Consider the following 2482-nt stretch of genomic DNA (forward strand, 5'->3'; position numbering starts at 1 on the left):
TCGTATGTTTCTAAACTTCGCGTGATAACAGTAGATAAGAACCCTGCCTATCCTGTAGCGATTCAAGAGTTGAAAGAAGAGAAACATATGCCTGAAGGCATACAACTAAGGCAAGTTAAATATCTCAATAATATAGTGGAACAAGACCACCGGTTTATTAAAAGGTGAGTTCGTTCTATGTTAGGATTCAAGTCGTTTAAAACAGCAATCTCTATATTGAGTGGTGTTGAAGCCATGCATCTGATGAAAAAAGGGCAACTTGTTTTACTGGATAAGTCTGTCCAAAACCAGAAAGAATTTATTCATAAATTGTTTGGCTTAGCCTCATAAGATAGAAATGAAGAGGAAATTGCTACTCTATGTTTCTAACTAACATTTTCGCACCAGAACCAAAGCAACTATTTGGAATCTAATTGTAATTCAGCTTTGTCGTTTGTCAGTGTATTAGCAGAATTACAATTTCCAGAGTAGATAGCTCTTGCTTCATCACACGAATCAGATTTTTCACATCCTATAAGCATTCCTAATGTTATAAACGATAATAAAATCTTTTTCATTATAATACCCGCTCCATACTATTTAGAATGTTATGATGTTCTTAGACTAAGTGAAATTTATAACATATATTCCTATGACAAAAAACATATGTATTGAATTAAAGAAACTGAGGAAGGTCAGTTTTTGACCAATTTATATAATAGACTTCACCATACATGCCCGTCGACTTAAGAAGTGTGTTGTTCCCCAAACTGAAAAAATGAGTTGAATTCTCATAAATAACTGTAAAATAATAAAATTTTCGTTTAGGGGCTACTTTAAAATCTTAAGTTGATGGGCATGCGGCGGCACCCCTATGTATAAAAAACTTTGCAATAGAACCCATAGATAAATCAATGAGAACATACCAATTTTTTTACTTAGAAAAAGATAGACATTAATAAAAGTGTATACTGTCTACTAATTTATATGGTGCTACTTTGTTTTCTATTAACATTATCTAATCTGAATTTACTTCATTTAAAGATAGTTACCATTAGTCCTATTCTCGGCTATACACAAAAAACGTATCTATGCAGATGCATTTTTTGTGTTATTATTCTTTTGTAAATTGAAATAAACTAATTGAACCTAATAACATGAATAGATTCAGAAGCATTTAATAAAGTTATTAAAATTGTTAAACAGTCAAAATATTATCTTTAGTCTTATAGTTAGGTGCTTTTGGTGTTGGCTCATATAAAGCGTTTAATAAGTGATTATATTCACTTCGTGTAATTTCTTTATTATACAATTGAATTAATAAATCTTTATGTTCTTTTGAAAAAGCTATTTTGTTAAAAAACTTAGGGTACATATAATTATTCTCTCCACTTCATGTCGGTTCTAAAATTTCATGTTGCTTTCATTTAATTCTTATAAAAATTACATTATCGTGACTTTATAACATCGCTCCCTTTTCAAAAATATTCATCAGATATCAACATTAGGGTTCTGTTGTAAAGTTTTCTAAAGTAAGCTAAGCTCTGGAAAAAACAAACAAGGAGCGTAACAAATGGGATATTTTAAAGGAAAACAGTTCGAGAAAGATACTATCTTGGTAGCCGCTGGCCACTATTGTCGTTTTTCTTTAAGCTATCGCGATGTGTCTGAAATTCTCAAAGAACGTGGTATTTCTATTCATCCAACAACTATCATGCGCTGGGCTCATGAATATGGAAATCTTATCTATCAAATTTGGAAGAAGAAAAACAAAAACATATTGTTATCTTGGCGTTTGGATGAAACCTATATCAAAATTAAAGGAAAGTGGTGTTATTTATATCGAGCAATTGATAAAGAGGGACGAACACTTGATATTCAACTTCGTCAAAAACGAGACAAACAAGCAACATATGCTTTTATGAAAAGACTAGCTCGAACTTTTGGAGAACCAACGGTTCTGACGACATATCTCCTTCTTTAGCTTCCGCATAAGGAGATATGTCTTTACAAAAATACCTTTCATCGTACAATAAAGTACCTCAATAATATCATCGAGCAAAATCATCGACATGTGAAACGTCGAATTTCCCGTTCCTTAGGCTTTCAAAGTCTTCGCCATGCCTCACGTACTATTAAAGGTATAGAAATTGTTCATGCCATATACAAACAAAAGCGAAGTCTTCAACCAAACTTCGTTTTTTCGACGTATAACGCATTACATGAATTATTAATCGTTTCATAAAACTGGTCCGCAATATTCCCCATTTCTTTATGGCTTCGGAAACTTTGCAACAGAACCGAGAAAAGGAATGTAGTAAATAATCGTATACAAGTACTCTCTTACGATAGATATGTGAGGGTATGAAAATACAAAGAGGGAAAAGAATGATAAACATTCTTTTCCCTTTTTACCTACTGGAACTTTCATGCTCATTAGCTTTTCGGTATATCGAAAAATGCTGTAGAATTTCCCTTTTCTATTATAGCAATAAAACCAGCT

3 protein-coding genes and 2 pseudogenes are annotated in these 2482 nt (G+C 32.2%); 2 read left to right on the top strand and 3 right to left on the bottom strand.

The window, feature by feature from the left end; all coding sequences use genetic code 11:
- Positions 1–330, top strand: a pseudogene (locus U860_RS31955) (DDE-type integrase/transposase/recombinase); the annotation flags it as partial.
- A gap of 68 nt (positions 331–398) precedes the next feature.
- Here U860_RS31955 and U860_RS36025 read toward each other — a convergent pair.
- Together U860_RS36025 and U860_RS36030 are read right to left on the bottom strand one after the other, a co-directional pair.
- Positions 399–557, bottom strand: a complete 159-nt coding sequence (locus tag U860_RS36025; protein ID WP_171903161.1) for a hypothetical protein — start codon at positions 555–557, stop codon at positions 399–401.
- 620 nt (positions 558–1177) lie between these two features.
- Positions 1178–1354 (bottom strand): hypothetical protein, encoded by a 177-nt coding sequence (locus U860_RS36030; protein WP_205206360.1) that lies wholly within the window; start codon positions 1352–1354, stop codon positions 1178–1180.
- 198 nt (positions 1355–1552) lie between these two features.
- Here U860_RS36030 and U860_RS31960 point away from each other — a divergent pair.
- Positions 1553–2224 (top strand): annotated as a pseudogene (locus U860_RS31960) (IS6 family transposase).
- 27 nt (positions 2225–2251) lie between these two features.
- On the opposite strand, the gene U860_RS36035 reads toward U860_RS31960, so the two are convergent.
- The coding region (locus U860_RS36035; RefSeq protein WP_205206362.1) for a hypothetical protein at positions 2252–2482 on the bottom strand (231 nt) is incomplete at its 5' end.

The sequence above is a fragment of the Bacillus sp. H1a genome (genome assembly GCF_000633475.1).
Taxonomy (GTDB): domain Bacteria; phylum Bacillota; class Bacilli; order Bacillales; family Bacillaceae_G; genus Bacillus_A; species Bacillus_A paramycoides.

Excerpts from the sequence above, each read along its gene's own strand:
- U860_RS36025 (WP_171903161.1), bottom strand. The coding sequence starts at position 557 with ATGAAAAAGATTTTATTATCGTTTATAACATTAGGAATGCTTATAGGA.
- U860_RS36030 (WP_205206360.1), bottom strand. The coding sequence starts at position 1,354 with ATGTACCCTAAGTTTTTTAACAAAATAGCTTTTTCAAAAGAACATAAA.